This window comes from Pseudomonas sp. NKUCC02_KPG (assembly GCF_019345465.1).
GTDB lineage: Bacteria > Pseudomonadota > Gammaproteobacteria > Pseudomonadales > Pseudomonadaceae > Aquipseudomonas.
Window position 1 is genome coordinate 298,017 of sequence record NZ_JAHKRC010000001.1, and the last position, 18,629, is coordinate 316,645.

General features: G+C 58.6%; 12 protein-coding genes. 9 read left to right on the top strand and 3 right to left on the bottom strand.

Going from position 1 to position 18,629, the window contains the following annotated elements; translation table 11 throughout:
- Positions 1 to 21 precede the first annotated feature (21 nt).
- Together KO536_RS01380 and KO536_RS01385 are read left to right on the top strand one after the other, a co-directional pair.
- Positions 22 to 306 carry a putative quinol monooxygenase gene (locus KO536_RS01380; protein ID WP_219260828.1) on the top strand — a complete coding sequence of 95 codons (285 nt, stop codon included), beginning with the start codon at positions 22 to 24 and terminating at the stop codon, positions 304 to 306.
- 337 nt (positions 307 to 643) lie between these two features.
- On the top strand, positions 644 to 1,744 hold the full coding sequence (locus tag KO536_RS01385; RefSeq protein ID WP_219260999.1) for an OpgC domain-containing protein: 1,101 nt from the start codon (positions 644 to 646) through the stop codon (positions 1,742 to 1,744).
- Positions 1,745 to 1,844: 100 nt separating this feature from the next.
- Here the strand turns inward: KO536_RS01385 and KO536_RS01390 are convergent, their stop codons facing one another.
- Positions 1,845 to 3,257 carry an amino acid permease gene (locus KO536_RS01390; RefSeq protein WP_133075918.1) on the bottom strand — a complete coding sequence of 471 codons (1,413 nt, stop codon included), beginning with the start codon at positions 3,255 to 3,257 and terminating at the stop codon, positions 1,845 to 1,847.
- 373 nt (positions 3,258 to 3,630) lie between these two features.
- On the opposite strand from KO536_RS01390, the gene KO536_RS01395 reads away from it, so the two are divergent.
- From KO536_RS01395 to KO536_RS01405, 3 genes are all read left to right on the top strand, one after another.
- Positions 3,631 to 6,741, top strand: coding sequence for a transglycosylase domain-containing protein (locus KO536_RS01395; protein WP_219260829.1), 3,111 nt, complete (start codon positions 3,631 to 3,633; stop codon positions 6,739 to 6,741).
- 165 nt (positions 6,742 to 6,906) lie between these two features.
- A complete protein-coding gene (locus KO536_RS01400; protein WP_219260831.1) occupies positions 6,907 to 7,485 on the top strand; it encodes a PadR family transcriptional regulator in 579 nt (192 codons plus the stop codon).
- Positions 7,482 to 8,267, top strand: a complete 786-nt coding sequence (locus KO536_RS01405; RefSeq protein ID WP_219260832.1) for a siderophore-interacting protein — start codon at positions 7,482 to 7,484, stop codon at positions 8,265 to 8,267. The genes KO536_RS01400 and KO536_RS01405 overlap by 4 nt, the downstream gene beginning before the upstream one ends.
- A gap of 120 nt (positions 8,268 to 8,387) precedes the next feature.
- Here the strand turns inward: KO536_RS01405 and KO536_RS01410 are convergent, their stop codons facing one another.
- Both KO536_RS01410 and KO536_RS01415 read right to left on the bottom strand, forming a co-directional pair.
- Entirely contained in the window at positions 8,388 to 9,023 is a 636-nt protein-coding gene (locus KO536_RS01410) for a Pr6Pr family membrane protein (RefSeq protein WP_219260833.1), read from the bottom strand.
- 7 nt (positions 9,024 to 9,030) lie between these two features.
- Positions 9,031 to 9,261, bottom strand: a complete 231-nt coding sequence (locus KO536_RS01415) for a VF530 family DNA-binding protein (protein ID WP_019823597.1) — start codon at positions 9,259 to 9,261, stop codon at positions 9,031 to 9,033.
- A 219-nt stretch (positions 9,262 to 9,480) separates the two neighbouring features.
- On the opposite strand from KO536_RS01415, the gene KO536_RS01420 reads away from it, so the two are divergent.
- From KO536_RS01420 to lon, 4 genes are all read left to right on the top strand, one after another.
- Positions 9,481 to 11,517: a TonB-dependent receptor gene (locus tag KO536_RS01420; protein ID WP_219260834.1), complete on the top strand. Its 2,037-nt coding sequence runs from the start codon at positions 9,481 to 9,483 to the stop codon at positions 11,515 to 11,517.
- 465 nt (positions 11,518 to 11,982) lie between these two features.
- Positions 11,983 to 13,347 (top strand): carbohydrate porin, encoded by a 1,365-nt coding sequence (locus KO536_RS01425; protein WP_133075982.1) that lies wholly within the window; start codon positions 11,983 to 11,985, stop codon positions 13,345 to 13,347.
- Between the two features lie 130 nt (positions 13,348 to 13,477).
- The gene (locus KO536_RS01430; protein ID WP_219260835.1) at positions 13,478 to 15,895 is read left to right on the top strand and encodes a glucose/quinate/shikimate family membrane-bound PQQ-dependent dehydrogenase; all 2,418 of its coding nucleotides are present in this window, start codon (positions 13,478 to 13,480) and stop codon (positions 15,893 to 15,895) included.
- A 304-nt stretch (positions 15,896 to 16,199) separates the two neighbouring features.
- Complete coding sequence (gene lon / locus KO536_RS01435) at positions 16,200 to 18,629, top strand: endopeptidase La (protein ID WP_219260836.1); 2,430 nt, start codon at positions 16,200 to 16,202, stop codon at positions 18,627 to 18,629.

An 18,629-nucleotide genomic window follows, 5' to 3' on the forward strand; every position in this document is an offset into this window, starting at 1 on the left:
CGCATACAAGGACTGAGCAACATGTTGAAAGTGATCGCTGAAGACTTCATCAAGCCTGAACATCTGGAAACCGTACGCCCGTGGTACGCCGAACTGGTGGAAAAAACCCGACAGGAGCCCCTGTGCATTGCATATGACTTGTATGTGGACCACACGGACCCCGGGCACTTCATCTTTATCGAACAATGGCCGGATCAGGACGCACTGGATGCCCATTGCCAAAGCGAACATTTCCGCCGGCTGGTGCCATTGATCAATGCCCATCAGTCAAAAGCCTGCACGTTTATCATGATGCATGAGTTTTAAATGAACTCTGGCTCGATCACGGGCTGACAGAGCCCGATCGAGCCCTGAAAACGGAGTTTTGGACGGCATTGCAAGCAGCGCCTGACGCTGAAAACTTCTTCAGGGTCATTCGCGACCTCGTCAGAATAAAACCCTGAAACGTATTACCCAGAACATCCTTGATACAAAAACCCGGTAGACCATTCAAGCGAAGTGATAGCTGCTGTCAGGTCACACACGGCAGCTATCCACAGCCTTTGCATTTAAACGCTATTAGCGTCACCCTGCGCGCCGCCAACAAGTGGCGTGCACTCTGAGCTGCGCCCATTTTTATTCATTTTTTCGAGTACTCGCCGTGATACTTAACGGACGCGACCACCGCATCGATTTCTTTCGCGGGCTGGCGCTGATTTTTATCTTCTGGGATCACATCCCCCACAACCCGCTGGCCGAATTGACGGTACGAAATTTCGGCCTTAGTGATGCGGCTGAGATCTTTGTATTCCTCGCCGGTTATGCCGCGGTGCTGGCCTACGGCAAAATCGCTCAACGGGATGGATTCCTGATCGCCAGCGTGAAAATCCTGCGCCGCGCCTGGGTGCTGTACGTGGTGCATATCTTCCTGCTGGCGGTGCTGATGGGCATCGTTTTTTATGCCAACAGCCACGTCGAAACCCGCGACCTGGTGCAGGAAATGGGCTTGCAATACTTCTTGAGCAACCCGCAACAGGCCCTGACCGACGAGTTGCTGCTGCGCTTCAAACCCAACCTGATGGACCCGCTTCCACTCTATATCGTGCTGTTGCTCGGGTTGCCGCTGGTACTGCCGATGCTGCTGCGCAAAGCCGTGTATGTGGTAGGTGTGTCCCTGGCGCTGTACCTGCTGGCCCCCGTCTGGAACCTGGCGGCACAGGAAGGCGGGGTGTGGTTTTTCAACCCGATGGCCTGGCAGTTCCTGTTTATCCTGGGGGGTGCTGCGGCGCTTCACGGGCAGCGGGACAAGGCCCCTGAAACCCGGCCGTTATCCCGTCAGCCTGTGTTTGTGGGGGCGGCGGCCTATCTGTTGATCACCGGGTTACTGGCGCTGTCATGGAAATGGCCGCAGTTCCACGACGCCGTCATGCCGCTCTGGCTGGGCGAGCATCTCTACCCGATCAGCAAGACCAACCTGTCGCCGGTGCGTTTGTTGCACTTTTTGGCCCTGGCTTATGTAGCGGCCAAAGTGGTGCCTCAGGGTGACTGGTTGAACAACTGGCTCACCCGTCAGACCTGCCGCATGGGCCGCTATTCGCTGGAAGTGTTCTGCCTGGGGGTAGTCCTGGCACCGCTGGCCGACATGCTCAATGCACTGGGCGGTGACGGGGTTGTGATGCAAGTATTCAGCGCCCTGATGGGCGTGGGGATGATGGCCGTACTGGCGGCCTGGCTGGACTGGAACAAGCGCCTGTCGCGCAAATAGTGGCTGCTGAGTGGGAGCGGGCTTGCTCGCGACGGGATCCCGAGATCAGTCTGACAGACCTCGGCGTCCTCATCGCGAGCAAGCCCGCTCCCACAGGCGTTTAGTTGACCTTGGCCGGTGAGCCCTGCGTTGGCTGCAACTTGAACACATAGAACAGCACAGTCAGCAGGATCAGAAATCCTGGGCCTACAAACAAGGCGATTCGGGTTTCTTCAAAAAAGGCCATCAGACCGACCACCATCAACAAGAACGCCAGCGCCGCGTACGAGCTGTAGGGGTAAAGCCACATGCGGTACTTCAGCGCGGCGGCTTCTTGCGGGCTCAGGTTCTTGCGAAAGCGCAGTTGCGCCAGCAGGATCATCAACCAGGTCCAGATCGCGCCAAAGGTCGCAATGGCTGTCACCCAGACGAACACTTTCTCGGGAGCCATGTAGTTAAGACCTACACCCAGCAGCAGGACGGCAATCGACAGCAGCAATGCCTGACGCGGCACACCGTTTTTCGCGGTGGTGGCAAAGTTGGCAGGCGCCTGACCGTTTTGCGCCAGGCTATAGAGCATGCGACCGGTACTGAAAATGCCACCGTTGCATGACGACAGTGCTGCGGTAATCACCACGAAGTTGATGATGCCTGCCGCCGTCTTGATACCCAAGCGTTCAAAGGTCATCACAAACGGGCTGCCCGACGTGCCGATTTCGTTCCACGGGTAGATCGACAGAATCACGAACAACGCGCCGACGTAGAACAGCAGGATGCGCCAGAACACCGAGCCAATCGCACTCGGGATGGTCTTTTGCGGGTTCTTGGCTTCACCGGCAGTCAGGCCGATCATCTCGACGCCCAGATAAGCGAACATCACCATTTGCAGGGACATCAACACACCCTGGATACCATTGGGCAAAAAGCCGCCGTGGGTCCAGAGGTTCGAAATACCCAGCGCAACGCCGTTGTTGCCAAAGCCGAACGCGATGATGCCAATACCACCGAAGACCATCGCGATGATGGTGACGATCTTGATCAGGGCAAACCAGAACTCGAATTCACCGAACGCCTTCACCGCGATCAGGTTGATCGAGCCCATGCTGATCAGCGCCGCCAGGGCCCAGATCCAGCGTGGTACATCGGGGAACCAGACGCCCATGTACACCGCCACGGCAGTGATTTCAGCGACACAGGTCACCAGCCACAGGAACCAGTAGTTCCAGCCCGTCAGAAAACCGGCCAATGGGCCAAGATAGTCTTGGGCGTAGCGGCTGAACGAACCGGCCACAGGGTTGTGTACGGCCATTTCGCCGAGTGCACGCATGATCACCAGAATGGCCAGGCCACCGATGATGTAGGACAGCATGATGGCCGGACCGGCCATTTCAATGGCTTTGGCCGAGCCCAGAAACAGGCCTACGCCGATACAGGCGCCAAGCGCCATCAAGCGAATGTGGCGTTCGCCCAGTTCGCGTTTGAGCGGGCCGCCTTGAACGGTTTCACCGTGGGGCGGGTGGTTGCCGACTGGCATAAAAATACAACCTCATATTGTTATTGGATATGCATCAATAGAGCGCTCGAAAAGACGGGCGGGTCACCTGTCCAACCTCCTGATCAGCCCGGGCTTTGTAGGCCGTTAGACCAGAAGGGAAATGCCCTACTGAGATCGGCGGCGAGTATTGCACAGGGTTGGTGCACAGTCATTCCCCTACACAGATCGTATTTACCACTTGCAAGGGCTCTATTCCTTCGCTTTGCGTCACGCGGGACGCTTGCATCACGACAAGCCCTCTCCTCTGCGGCGATAGGATTATCAGATTACCCTCACAAATTTTTCACCCGAATCCGCCAGCGTCTACGCTTCAATCAAGCGCAACCAAGATGCGTACCTGGAACTGTCGACTATGGGCGTACTGTGGAACTCAAGCTCCAGAAAAACGGCGGTGCCATCAGCAGCAATGGACAATGCTGCACCCCCGCCACCCTCGCCTGAACCCAAGCGTTATGGGTGGCTCGTGTTCGGCCTAGTGGTGTTGGCAGGACTGGTTGTACTGGGGTTTGCCATTGCACAGGAGGTGCGCAGCTCCAAGCTGCAAGCCCGTGAATTCAGCCGCTTTGCCGCCTCATTGAGCTATTCGATGCATGCGGGACCGTCCGACGCGATTCAATATCCAGGGGATGGGCCTTTCGACAAGCGTTTAGGCTACAGCGCATTAGGCGACTTCCTTCCACGCCTGCTAAAACGTGACTACGTAATCACTCAACAAAGCCGCTTTTCCCCAGAGTTACTGGGCTACAGCGAGAAAGGGTTTTTCGTACCCTATTCGGAAAAAATTCAGACAGGACTCTCGATCACCGATTGTGCGGGCAGCGCCCTGTATCAGTACAACTACCCGCAGCAGTTGTATTCAAGCTTTGCGAGCATTCCCCCGCTGGTGGTTCACAGTTTGCTGTTTATCGAAAACCGCGACCTGCTTGACCCTGCGCAGCCGCAAGCGAACCCTGCCGTAGACTGGCCGCGATTCGCCATGGCCGCTTACTCGCAGGTTGCCAAGATGCTGCATCTGCCGGGGCAGTCTGCAGGTGGCAGCACCCTGGCCACCCAACTTGAAAAATATCGTCATTCACCCGATGGACTGACGTTGTCGGGCAGCGAAAAACTGCGCCAGATGGTCTCGGCCAGCGTGCGAGCCTATCAGGACGGTCCACAGACACTGCCCGCCCGGCAAAAGGTGGTGCGCGACTACCTCAACAGCGTGCCACTGTCGGCAGTGCCCGGTCACGGCGAAGTCCACGGCATGGCCGAAGGTTTGCGGGTGTGGTACGGCGCCGACTTCAATCAGGTCAACCAGATGCTGAACAGTACCGCCACAGACCCAAAAAGCCTCGCCCAGAGAGGGTTGGCATTGCGCGAAGTGCTGTCACTGATGATCGCCCAGCGCAGACCCTCCCACTACCTGGCCCGAGGCCGTGACGAACTGGCGCAATTGACCGACAGCCATATACGCCTGCTGGCACAAAACAATGTGATTGATCCGGCACTCACTGAGGCCGCACTGGCCAGCCATGTGACCTACCGCGATTGGGCCCTGGCGCCGACGATGCAACCGAACGAAACCAACAAGGGCATCAGCGTGGCCCGCAGCCGCCTTTCAGTGCTGCTCAAGCGTCCGCTGTATGACCTTGACCGTCTGGACCTGTCTGCCACCAGTACCTTGCAGGGCGATCTGCAACGTCAGGTCAGTGAGTATCTGCGTCAACTGGCAGACCCGGCCTTTGCCGCAAAGATCGGCCTGCTTGGCCCCTACCTGCTGACCCCCACCAGCACCGCGCAAGTGCGTTACAGCTTTACCTTGTTCGAACTCACTCCGGACGGTGCGCGAGCACGGGTGCAAACCGACAGCACCGACCAGCCTTTCGACATCAACGAAGGCAGCAAACTGGAGCTGGGCTCAACGGCCAAACTGCGAGTCTTGACCACCTACTTGCAAATCATTTCAGAACTGCATGATCGCTATGCCACTCAGCCCGGCGTCGTCTTGAGAAAAATCCCGATCACCGATCAAGACCCCCTGACCCGTTGGGCGTTGGGTTACCTGATCGAAAATCCCGGTTCAACCCTTGCACCGATGCTCGATGCAGCACTCAACCGCCAATACTCCGCCAACCCCGGCGAAGGCTTTTTTACCGGCGGCGGCATGCATCACTTCCACAACTTCCGCAGCCAGGACAACAACCGGACGGCGACGCTGCGCGACTCGATACGTGAGTCGATCAACCTGCCTTTTGTGCGCCTGATGCGTGATGTGGTGCGCTACACCAGCTACCAGTCTCCCAGCAACAACGTCGAGTTGCTGCGCGATGACAGCAACCCGCTTCGCCAGGAGTATCTGAGCCGCTTCGCCGACCGTGAAGGCACGACATTCATGCTCAAGTTCTGGAAAAAATACCGGGGCAAAGACTCCAAGGCCCGCCTCGACACCTTCCTGGACAGCATGCACCCCACCGCCATCAGAATGGCGGCCGTGCATCGCTATCTGTTCCCGAACTCAGACCAGGCCACCTTCAACCGCTTTGTGCGCTCCCATTTGAGCAGCGACAAAATCACCGATGAGCGGCTGACCAAGCTGTATGAGGGCTACGGCCCCGGTGCCTATAACCTGCCTGACCAGGGCTATATCGCCAAAGTCCATCCACTGGATCTGTGGTTGCTGGGGTATTTGCTCAATAACCCGCAGGCCACCTTCCAGCAAGCCGTCGGCGCCAGCGAGCACGAACGTCAGGAAGTTTACAGCTGGCTGTTCAAAAGCCGGCACAAGAGCGCCCGCGACAGCCGCATCCGCACCATGCTGGAAATCGAAGCTTTTCTGGACATCCATCAACGCTGGCAAAAAGTCGGCTACCCGTTCGACCATCTGGTGCCCTCCCTTGCCACCGCGCTGGGCAGTTCCGGGGATCGTCCGGCGGCACTTTCCGAACTGATGGGCATCATTCTTAACGATGGCGTGCGTTTGCCGGTGTTGCGCATTGATACCCTGCATTTCGCCGCCGATACCCCCTATGAAACCCGCCTGATCAACGACCCGGACAAAGGCGTGCGGGTCATGCCCAGCGAAGTTGCCACGGCCCTGCGCGAAGCCTTGTCCCAAGTCGTGGATGCCGGCACTGCGCGTCGGGTCTCGGGCAGTTTCAAGCTTGATGACGGCTCACCGCTGGCCATGGGCGGCAAGACCGGCACCGGCGACAACCGTATCGAAAGCATGGGGGCGGGTGGACGGATTCTCAGTTCCAAGTCGATCAACCGCACAGCAACCTTCGTGTTTTATATCGGCGAGCATCACTTCGGCACCCTGACTGCCTTCGTTCCGGGGCGCTCGGCCGAGGCGTTCAAATTCACCTCCGCACTGCCGGTGCAAGTGCTCAAGGGCATGGCACCGATACTCACGCCCTATCTGCAACCGGGTACCAACACCTTGTGCCTGGCGCCAGCGTCGATACAAACCGCAGCGAAATAGCAAAACACCGCGGCCTGTCTGGCAAAACGGGGCTTGCTCGCGATGGCATCCGTCTGAATCAGAACCCTGTCGACCGATAAGAATCATTACCGTTCGTCGAGTGAGTTTTTACATTCCTTAAGATATATCTTAAGTTGTATCTAACTTAACGAGAGCGAAGAGAAAATGAGCGAACATCATCCCCACCACCGCGAACATGGCGCGGGTCAAGACGGCTTCGAGAAACGCACCGGTCGCGAACGCGGCGGACGCGGACCCCGAGTATTCGCCCCAGGCGATTTGAAATTACTGCTGCTGGCACTGATTGCCGAACAGCCTTGCCACGGCTACGACCTTATCCGCCAGATCGAAGGTTTATTCGACGGCGCGTACAGCCCGAGCCCCGGCGTGATCTACCCCACCCTGACCTTCCTTGAAGAAAGCGAACTGATTCAGGGCGACGCTGAGGGTGGGAAAAAACGCTACTGCGTGACCGACCTTGGTCGCCAGTCCCTGAGTGATCAAGCCATTGCCCTGGACGGCGTGCGCATGCGCATCGATGTCAGCAAGCGCTCTTTGCGCGGCCATGATCGCCCCGCCGAGATTCACGAGGCTGTACACAACCTGCGCCATGCCTTGCAGATGCACCATGGTCGCTGGAGCCCCGAAGAAATCCTGCGGGTACGGGACTTACTCAACAACACCGCCAAAGCCATCGTCGATGGCCCTGTCACTGCCCAGCCTGCACAGGAGAACGCTGAATGAATGCCGCTACTCCCCAGACCATTCACCGTGTCATGCATGAAATCAAACGTCGCAAGCTTGAAGTGCTGCGGGTCGTCGACCTGACCCCGCGCATGCGCCGTATTACCCTGGGTGGACCAGAGCTGGCGGGCTTCATCAGTCTTGGCAGCGACGATCACGTAAAGCTGTTTTTCCCGCAAACCGAGCAAGAGCTGGCAGCGCTGGAAAATCTGGAATTGAGTGCCGGTCTGAAAGGCAACGTCATGGCGCCGATGCGCGACTACACACCGCGCCGCTATGACTTGAACACCTTTGAGCTGGACATCGACTTTGTACTGCACGGTGACGGTCCCGCTGCCACCTGGGCCGCTCAGGCCGAGCCTGGTCAGTACTTGCATATTGGTGGCCCAAGAGGCTCGATGGTAGTGCCGGACATCTTCGACAGTTATGTGCTGATCGGTGACGAAACCGCACTGCCTGCCATCGCCCGCCGACTGGAAGAGCTGCCTGCCAATCGCCGCGCCTTAGTGGTGGTCGAGGTGGAAAACGCCCTTGAGGAACAGCCCCTGCACAGTGCCGCGTCGGTCGAGGTGATCTGGGTACATCGCGATGTGCCTGGGCAGGACGTGCTCAAGACTGTTGCCGGGTTAAGCATGCCTTCAGGAGAGCTCTACACCTGGGTTGCGACCGAAAGCGCGTTGTCGCGCAAGGTGCGCCGGGTACTGCTCGACACCCACGGTTTGAACGAAGAGTTCGTCAAAGCCGTGGGGTATTGGCGCCTGGAAGGTGGTGCTGAAGAGTAGGACTCACGGCAAAATCCGGTGGGAGCGGGCTTGCTCGCGATGCTAGCAACGGGGGTTTGTCTGAATTGCCTGAATGAGGCTATCGCGAGCAAGCCCGCTCCCACAAAAGCCAGGCCGGGATCAGGCCCGCTGGCCCCTGTAACGATCCACTGCCACCACCGCCAGCGCGACCGCAACAAATCCTGCCAGAATCCCGCCTGCATTGATAAACGCTTGCCCGTAGCCCAATTTCTCGACATCGATAAACGGATACGGGTACACACCCAACAGGTGCCCGCGCAGCAGGATGTAAGCGAAATACAGGACCGGGTACAGCATCCAGAGCCCTATATGGCTCACCCGCAACACCCCTTTCGGCACGTAAAACCACCAGTACAACGCAAACAGCACCGGCATCACGTCATGCAATAGTTCATTGGCCAACCATTGCCAGCCTTCAGGCTGCCAGAGCTGGCGCAGCAACAGGCTATATGCCGCTCCCACTAGGATAATGCTGACGGCAATGCCGCTACTGACCCACGGCTGCAAGAAAAACGTCCTGCCCTTTGAGCTGCGGGCGTCTGCGGTATACGTCAACACGCAGGCGGCAAGGGTGTTGGTCAAAATGGTGAAAAAGCTGAAATAGCTCACCAGCCCGCCTACCACATTCGCTCCGCTCATCCAGCGGGCGAACAGTACCAGCTCAAGCTGAATGGCCAGGCCGCTCCAGCCCAGGATTGCCATCACGGTGCACAGCGTGCGTGACGCGACACTCATTGGCCGATCAAATTTCGCGTTTGGTACGGGCATATTTCACGTACAGCTTCTCGACCTTTTCCCGCGCCCACGGGGTTTTACGCAAGAACGTCAGGCTCGACTTGATGCTCGGGTCGCTCTTGAAGCAACGAATATCAATACGCTCGGCCAGCCCTTCCCACTCGTAATGCGCCACCAGCGCAGTGAGGATCTGTTCCAGCGTCACGCCGTGCAATGGGTTGTTGTTGGATTCAGTCATGCCGGACCTTTAAAGCAATAGAGAGAAAGCCGCGCACCTTAGCCGAGCACCTGCTCAGGGGGAAGTGCATTCGGTACGGAGCAAGTCTAGCCGTGACCCGGCACCCAAATGAAAGTTCCGCTTGGACACCATTAAAGTGATGTTATATTGTAACTATAGCTTTCAATTCAAAGAGCGCTCAGCGCCGCTTTCATTCGTCACCTTGCCAAGGAACTTGCAATGTCCTCCCCTGCCTTCCCACGTCATCTACGACGTCTTCACCTGACACCGCTCGCCACCGCACTGCTGCTCGCCTCCCCTGCCTATGCCCTCGAACTGCAACCGCAGGTCATTACCGGCAACCCGTTGGGCAACAGCCAATCAGCGTCACCCACCACGGTGCTTGAAGGCGACGATCTGACCCTGCAACAGCAAGGCAGCCTGGGCGAAACCCTCAACAAACAGCCGGGTGTTTCTTCTTCCTACTTCGGCCCCGGCGCCAGCCGCCCGATCATTCGCGGGCTGGATGGCGACCGCATTCGCATCCTGCGCAACGGCGTCGGTGCATTGGATGCCTCGTCACTGTCTTACGATCACGCGGTGCCACTGGACCCGGTCAACGTTGAGCGCATCGAAATCGTGCGCGGCCCGGCGGCCTTGCTGTACGGCGGCAACGCCATCGGCGGCGTGGTCAACACCTTCGACAACCGCATCCCCACCGAAGCCATCGAAGGCATTCACGGCGCGGGCGAACTGCGCTACGGCGGCGCAGCCACCACCCGAAGCAGTGCTGGCAAACTGGAAGCCGGTGATGGCACCTTCGCCCTGCACCTGGATGCCAACGCTCGCGAATTCAATGACCTGAAAATCCCGGGTTATGCCCGTAGCCGTCATGCACCCGAAAGCGAAGATGGCGTCGAAAAGAAAGGCCGTTTAGGCAACAGCAACGGCCGCCAGGACGGCGGCGCAGTGGGCGGTTCCTACACGTGGGATGATGGCTACGCAGGTCTGTCCTACAGCACTTACGACGCCAACTACGGCTCACCGGCCGAGCAGGACGTGCGTATCCGCATGAAACAGGATCACTACGCGTTCGCCTCCGAGATACGCAACCTGCAGGGCCCTTTCAGCTCGCTGAAACTGGATGCCGGCTACACCGATTACGAGCACCGCGAAATCGAGGGCGGCGAAGTCGGCACTACGTTCAAGAACAAGGGTTACGAAGCCCGCGTCGAAGCCCGCCATGTGCCGATCGGCCCGCTGGAAGGGGTGGTCGGCGCACAGGTCAATCGCAACGAGTTCTCGGCCCTGGGCGAAGAAGCCTTCGTGCCGCAGACCGATACCAACAGCGGCGCGCTGTTTATTCTCGAAGAGCTGCAAGCCACCGAGCGACTGAAACTCAGCCTCGGCGGGCGCCTGGAGCGCACCGTGGTCGACCCGGACGCCAAGGGCAATGAGCGCTTTTCTGCGGCCGACCGCTCCAAAAGTTTCACCGCAGGCAGCCTGTCTTCGGGCGCGGTGTTCACCCTTACCCCTATCTGGTCGCTGGCCGCCACCCTGGGCTACACCGAACGCGCCCCGACGTTTTATGAGCTGTACGCCAATGGCGCCCACGTCGCCACCGGCACCTACGAAGTGGGCAGTGCCACTCTGTCGAAGGAAAAAGCCGTGTCCAGCGATCTGGCACTGCGCTTTGACAATGGCACCCACAAGGGCAGCGTTGGCGTTTTCTACAGCCACTTCTCCAACTACATCGGCCTGCTGGGCACAGGTCGTACGCTGAATGACGAAGGAGAACCCGACGCCGATGGTATTCCGGAATACACCTATTCCGGAGTTCGGGCACGCTTCACAGGCTTTGAAGCCAAAGATCACTGGAAGCTGGGTGAAAGCGCCTACGGCAAATTTGCTTTGGAGCTGTCCGGTGACTACACCCGGGCCACCAACCTCGACACAGGCGAAGCGTTGCCCCGCATTGCCCCACTGCGCCTGAGCAGTGGCCTGCTATGGGAACTTGACCGCTGGCAGGCGCGTATTGACGTCGAGCACGCCAGTAATCAGGGCCGTGTGCCGGCCAACGAATCGGGGACCGATGGCTACACAACCCTGGGCGCCAGCGCCGGTTATCACTTCGATGTGGGCAGCAGTCAGTGGCTGGCGTTCGTCAAAGGCGACAACCTGACCAACCAGACCGTGCGCTATGCCAGCTCGATTTTGCGCGACATAGCACCCGCCCCCGGGCGCGGTATCGAGGTCGGCCTGCGCACCACGTTCTAAGCAAGCAACTCCCAGCACACGACACAACCTGTGGGAGCGGGCTTGCCTTCGATGCAGACGCCCCGGTGTTCCTGCCGGACCGCGCCGAAAGCATCGCGAGCAAGCCCGCTCCCACACTGCTCCTGCCCTTCTGGCGTTTGCTGGCACCCCATTACCTGTCAACGTGGCACTCTGTGCTCAATACCGTCTTTGGTCGTAACTACCTGCCAACAGCACCGAACATGAGACAAAAAGCCCCTGGGACGATGGGTCGCAGCACACTGTTACAGAATCAGAAATGATCCATGTCACTTAAAGTGCTGTTTCTAAACGATTCAGGGCTTTATCATTTCCGCACAAAGGGCTGAAACGATTCATTCTCCCTTAAATCTGAAGTGCATGCCCTGCCCCCAAAGACAGCGCTACCCACAGCCACAGCCATACCTATAAAGACTCGCATCTCGACTTATGTCCACACTCCTGAATATGCGCAAACACAGCGCGCTGCTTCCTGTTGCCGGGCAAAAAGCCCTGGCATTGATCGGCGGCATGACCGCTCTTGGCCTGGCCACCTGCGTGCAGGCAGCACCCGCCTTTGACTCCGACTCCAAGTGGATGCTCGGCGATTGGGGCGGCACCCGCAGCGAACTGGAAAAACAGGGCTATGCCTTCTCTCTCGATTACGTGGGCGAAGTGGGCTCGAACCTGCATGGCGGCTATGACCATGACCGTACGGCGCGCTACAGCGACCAGTTCGGCCTGGGCACGCACCTGGACCTGCAAAAAATTCTGGGCTGGGACGACGCCGAGTTCCAACTGACGATTACCCATCGCAGCGGCAACAACATCAGCAACGATCGCATCAACGATCCACGGGTTGGCGGTTTCACCTCGGCCCAGGAAGTCTGGGGTCGCGGTCAAACCACCCGCCTGACGCAGATGTGGTACCAGCAGAAGTTCTTTGATCAGAAGCTCGACATCAAGGTCGGCCGCTTTGGTCAGGGCGAAGACTTCAACAGCTTCCCGTGCGACTTCCAGAACCTGGCGTTCTGCGGCTCCCAGGTGGGCAACTGGGCTGGCAGCATCTGGTACAACTGGCCCGTCAGCCAGTGGGCACTGCGGGTCAAATATCACCTGACGCCCGAGCTGTACGCACAGGTCGGCGCCTATGAGCAAAACCCGTCGAACCTGGATCGCGGAAACGGATTCAAACTCAGCGGTAGCGGTACCCAGGGCGCGGTACTGCCGATTGAACTGGTGTGGACGCCAAAAATTAATGGCCTGCCAGGGGAATACCGCGCGGGTTACTACTACAGTAATGCCAAGGCAACAGATGCTTACAAAGATGCCAACGGCCAGCCTGCCGCCTTGACGGGTGAAGCGTATCGCAGCAGTTCGAGCAAACACGGGATGTGGCTGGGCGTGCAACAACAGCTCACTACCCGCGCCAGCGATCAGTCGAGGGGCTTGAGTGTGTTCGCCAATGCCACTATGCATGACAAGAAAACCAACGCCGTGGACAACTATGTCCAGGCAGGTGTCGTCTACAAAGGCGTGTTCGATGCGCGGCCCAAGGACGACATCGGCTTTGCCATGGCGCGGGTTCACGTCAATCCGGCTTATCGCAAGAATGCCCAGGCCACTAATCAGGCCCGTGCCGTCTACGACTTCGACAACCCGGCCTACTTGCCGCCTCAGGACACAGAGTACAGCGCCGAACTGTATTACGGCGTGCACGTCACAAACTGGCTGACCATTCGACCGAACCTGCAATACATCCGTCACCCGGGTGGCGTCAGTCAGCTGGATGACGCGCTGATTGGCGGTCTGAAAATTCAAAGTTCGTTCTGACGAGCGGACTGCAACGGCAACCTTGAAGGTTGCAATCAAACACCTATTTAGCTGATTCACTCCCGCGCCGGTTCGTCCTTTCAAGACACACCCTCGCGGGAACACCTCTAACGTAACGGAGAACCACACTATGAGCACTGATGGTGCTTTCAGTCGAAGCCGCCTGCTACCGAGCCTTCTCGGTATCTTGCTGCTGCTAATGGGCCTGGCCATGTTGGCCGGGGGTATCAAACTGATCACGTTGGGCGGGTCGTGGTACTACCTGCTGGCCGGTATCGGTTTTGGCTTGTCGGGCGCGCTGCTGATTGCCGGGCGCCGTGCGGCACTGACGCTGTACGCGCTGGTATTGTTCGCCAGCACCGTGTGGGCACTGATGGAAGTCGGTCTGGACTGGTGGCAACTGGTGCCACGCCTGGCCGTGTGGTTCGCCATCGGTATCGTTCTGCTGCTGCCTTGGTTCCGTCGCCCGGTTCTGCGCGGTCAGTCGGCACCTGTGGCTACCGGCGCGCTGAGCGTTGCCGTGGTATTGGCAGGCCTGGCAGCACTGGCCAGCCAGTTCACCAGCCCGGGTGAAGTCAAAGGCCAACTGGACCGTGATGCCGTACCTGGCATGACCAACACCGCACCGGCCATGCCGGAAGGTGACTGGCAGTCATACGGTCGTACCGCCTATGGCGACCGTTATTCGCCACTCAAAGAAATCACCCCGCAAAATGCCCACAAGCTGGTTCCAGCCTGGACATTCCGCACCGGTGACATTCCTGGTGAAGGCGATCCCGGCGAAACAACCGCCGAGAACACCCCGCTGAAAGTCAACGGCATGCTGTATGTGTGTACTCCCCACAGCCAGGTGATTGCCCTTGACCCGGATACCGGCAAGGAAATCTGGCGCTACGACCCGAAGATCAGCACTCAGAACGCTGAAAACTTCAAAGGTTGGGCACACATGACCTGCCGCGGCGTGACTTATCACGACGAAAACGCCTACACCAAAGCCAGCACTGAACAAAGCGCTGCCGAGCCTGCTGCTGCCACTTCGAGCAACTCGTGCCCACGTCGCCTGTTCCTGCCGACTGCGGACACCCGCCTGATCGCACTGAACGCCGACACCGGTAAAGTGTGTGAAGACTTCGGTGTAAACGGCGCAGTCGATCTGCGTCACAACATCGGTAACTTCGCACCCGGTGGCTACTACTCCACCTCGCCACCTGCCGTGACCAAAGACCTGGTTGTGATTGGCGGCCACGTGACCGACAACATCTCCACGGACGAGCCTTCTGGCGTGATCCGTGCGTACGACGTACGTACCGGCAAGCTGGTCTGGAACTGGGACAGCGGCAACCCGGAAAAAACCACACCGATTGCTGAAGGCGAAACCTACACCCGTAACTCGCCTAACATGTGGTCGATGTTCGCTGTCGACGAAGACCTCGGCATGCTGTACCTGCCGATGGGCAACCAGACGCCTGACCAGTACGGCGGCGACCGTACCGAAGATTCCGAGCGCTATGCCGCTGGCATCACCGCTCTGGACATCAACACCGGTAAAGTCCGCTGGTACCGTCCGCTCACTCACCATGACCTGTGGGACATGGACGTGGGTGGTCAACCGACCCTGATGGACCTCAAAACTGCTGATGGCGTGAAACCGGCTCTGCTGGCCTCCACCAAGCAAGGCAGCATCTACGTGCTTGACCGTCGCACTGGCGAAGCCATCGTGCCGATCAACGAGATCCCGGCTCCTGGCGGCGCTGTAGAAGGCGACCACACCGCACCGACCCAGCCTCGTTCGGACCTGAACATGATCCCGCCGGTCCTGACCGAGCGTGACATGTGGGGTGTGACCCCGTTTGACCAGATGCTGTGCCGGATCCAGTTCAAATCCCTGCGTTACGACGGCATGTACACCCCGCCATCGCTGCAAGGTTCGATCGTGTATCCAGGCAACTTCGGCGTGTTCGACTGGGGTGGCATTTCGGTTGACCCGGTTCGTCAGATCGCGTTCCTGAACCCGAGCTACATGGCGTTCACCTCCAAGCTGGTTCCGCAGGCCGACGTGGCTGCAATGGGCCCGCGCAAAGGCGAAACTTCCGGCGTTCAACCGAACAAAGGTTCGCCTTACGGCGTGATCCTGGAGCCTCTGCTGTCGCCACTCGGCCTGCCTTGCCAGGCACCGGCGTGGGGTTATGTTGCTGCGGTCGACCTGACCAACAACAACCTGATCTGGAAACACAAGAACGGCACCGTGCGTGACAGCTCGCCGGTTCCAATTCCGCTGTCGATGGGCGTTCCAAGCCTGGGTGGCACATTCACCACGGCGGGTGGCGTAGCTTTCCTGAGCGGTACCCTTGACCAGTACCTGCGTGCTTACGATGTAAGCAATGGCAAAATGCTGTGGGAAGGTCGCCTGCCTGCTGGCGGCCAGACCACCCCAATGACCTACACCGGCAAGGACGGCACCCAATACGTGCTGGTCATGGCGGGCGGTCATGGCGGTCTGGGCACCAAAAAAGGTGACTATGTCATGGCGTTCAAACTGGCTGAGTAAGTTTTTCAGCGGGTTTTAAGAAAGGCGGCTATCTCTCGATAGCCGCCTTTTTTTGTGGGCGTTTTTCACTTAAAAACGCTCTCCCGGAATGATGCCTTTCCAAGCCTTGAACACCACGTGTAGTCGCTGCCGCAGGCTGCGATAAGGGCCGAAGGACCTTCAAACAGGGTCGCTGCGCAACCCGTCGCAGCCTCGCTTCGCTCCTCAGCGGCTACACGCCAATTGACGATGAAAATCTGTTCACCATTGAAACCACTGGCACTGCGCCCCATCTAACACCCATACCCAATTGTGCAGGTGCCCCATGAGCGACCAGCAAGAATTTCCGGACAACACCACTGAGTACACCGATGTAGAACACTCCGAATCCGAACACCAACCCCACTCAGGCGGGACTGAGCTGGCATTGCCCGAGCAAAATCTGCCGGACAAGGTGTACATCATCCCGATTCACAATCGCCCGTTCTTCCCGGCACAAGTCTTGCCGGTCATCGTGAATGAAGAGCCTTGGGCTGAAACCCTCGAATTGGTCAGCAAGTCACCGCATCACTCTCTGGCGCTGTTTTTTGTCGACACGCCACCTGAAGATCCTCGCCATTTCGACACCAAAAGCCTTCCGGAATACGGGACGCTGGTGAAGGTTCATCACGCCAGCCGCGAAAACGGCAAATTGCAATTCGTGGCCCAGGGCCTGACCCGCGTGCGCATCAGCATGTGGCTCAAGCATCACCGCCCGCCGTATCTGGTGGAAGTTGAATACCCGCAGCAGCCCAAGCAGCCCACTGACGAAGTCAAGGCGTACGGCATGGCGCTGATCAATGCGATCAAAGAGTTGTTGCCGCTCAACCCGCTGTACAGCGAAGAGTTGAAAAATTACCTCAACCGCTTCAGCCCCAACGATCCGTCGCCGCTGACCGACTTCGCGGCGGCGCTGACTTCGGCCACGGGCAACGAGCTGCAGCAAGTGCTCGATTGCGTGCCCATGCTCAAGCGCATGGAAAAAGTACTGCCCATGCTGCGCAAGGAAGTCGAAGTCGCGCGGCTGCAAAAAGAGATTTCAGCCGAAGTTAACCTCAAGATCGGCGAACATCAGCGCGAGTTCTTCCTCAAGGAACAACTCAAGGTGATCCAGCAGGAGCTGGGGCTGACCAAGGACGATCGCAGCGCCGATATCGAGCAGTTCAAGCAGCGGCTTGAAGGCAAGACGCTGCCGGCCCAGGCGCAAAAACGCATCGATGAAGAACTCAACAAGCTGTCGATCCTGGAAACCGGGTCGCCGGAATACGCCGTTACCCGCAACTACCTGGACTGGGCATCGTCAGTGCCGTGGGGCGTGTTCGGCCAGGACAAACTCGACCTCAAGCACGCACGCAAAGTGCTTGATGCCCACCATGCCGGGCTGGATGACATCAAAAACCGGATTCTCGAATTCCTGGCGGTGGGCGCTTACAAAGGCTCGGTGAGCGGTTCGATTGTGTTGCTGGTAGGCCCGCCGGGTGTGGGTAAAACCAGTGTCGGCAAGTCGATTGCCGAATCCCTGGGGCGCCCGTTCTACCGTTTCAGCGTCGGCGGCATGCGTGACGAGGCCGAGATCAAGGGCCATCGCCGTACCTACATTGGCGCCCAGCCGGGCAAGCTGGTGCAGGCGCTCAAGGATGTTGAAGTGATGAACCCGGTCATCATGCTCGACGAAATCGACAAGATGGGCCAAAGCTTCCAGGGCGACCCGGCGTCAGCCTTGCTTGAAACCCTGGACCCGGAACAGAACGTCGATTTCCTCGATCATTACCTGGACCTGCGCCTGGACCTGTCCAAAGTGCTGTTCGTCTGTACGGCCAACACCCTGGACTCGATCCCCGGCCCGTTGCTCGACCGCATGGAAGTCATTCGCCTCTCGGGCTACATCACTGAGGAAAAGGTCGCGATCGCCAAGCGCCACCTGTGGCCAAAACAGCTGGAGAAGGCGGGCGTGTCCAAAAACAGCCTGAGCATCAGCGACAGTGCCCTGCGCGCAGTGATCGACGGTTATGCCCGCGAAGCCGGGGTGCGCCAGCTTGAAAAGCAGCTGGGCAAACTGGTGCGCAAGGCGGTGGTCAAGTTGCTGGAAGACCCGAAGGCTGTGATCAAGATAGGCCTCAAAGACCTCGAAGCTTCACTGGGCATGCCGGTGTTCCGTAACGAGCAGGTGATCAGCGGCACCGGCGTGATTACCGGCCTGGCCTGGACCAGCATGGGCGGCGCGACATTACCCATTGAGGCCACCCGCATTCACACCCTCAACCGCGGCTTCAAGCTGACCGGGCAACTGGGGGAAGTGATGAAAGAGTCTGCCGAAATCGCCTACAGCTATATCAGTTCCAACCTGAAACAGTTTGGCGGCGACCCCAAGTTTTTCGATGAGGCATTTGTGCACTTGCACGTCCCTGAAGGCGCCACGCCCAAAGACGGCCCGAGTGCAGGCGTCACCATGGCCAGTGCCCTGCTGTCACTGGCGCGCAATCAGCCGCCGAAAAAAGGCATCGCCATGACCGGCGAACTGACCCTGACCGGGCATGTTTTGCCGATCGGCGGTGTGCGTGAAAAAGTGATCGCGGCGCGCAGGCAAAAAATCAACGAGCTGATCCTGCCCGAACCTAACCGCGGTCACTTTGAAGAACTGCCCGATTACCTGAAAGAAGGCATCACCGTGCACTTTGCCAAGCGCTTTACCGATGTGGCCAAGGTGCTGTTTTAA